Genomic DNA, 348 nt, shown 5'->3' on the forward strand with positions numbered 1-348 from the left:
GGCCAACGCGGCCCCGCTGAAGTGGGCTTCCAGGCAGCCCCGGTTGCCGCAGGCGCAGGGACGGCCGTCGGGCACGGCCTGGATGTGCCCGATGTCGCCCGCGCTGCCCGTCGCACCGCGATGGACCTCACCGCCCACGACGATGCCGCACCCGATACCGGTGCCGATCTTGACGCAGAGGAAGTCGCCCACGGAACGCGCGACGCCCGCGTGCTGCTCCCCCATCGCCATCAGGTTCACGTCGTTGTCGACCATGACCGGGCAGCCCAGCTCCTGACTGAGCGCCTCCCGGACCGGGAAACCGTCCCAGCCCGGCATGATCGGCGGAGCCACCGGAACACCCTCGGG

General features: G+C 71.8%; 1 protein-coding gene. It reads right to left on the reverse strand.

The window, feature by feature from the left end; genetic code table 11:
* On the reverse strand, positions 1-348 hold a 348-nt coding region (locus TN53_RS43195), incomplete at both ends, for an ROK family protein (protein WP_046264404.1).

Origin of the sequence: Streptomyces sp. WM6386, from assembly GCF_000972385.1 — a bacterium.
Taxonomy (GTDB): domain Bacteria; phylum Actinomycetota; class Actinomycetes; order Streptomycetales; family Streptomycetaceae; genus Streptomyces.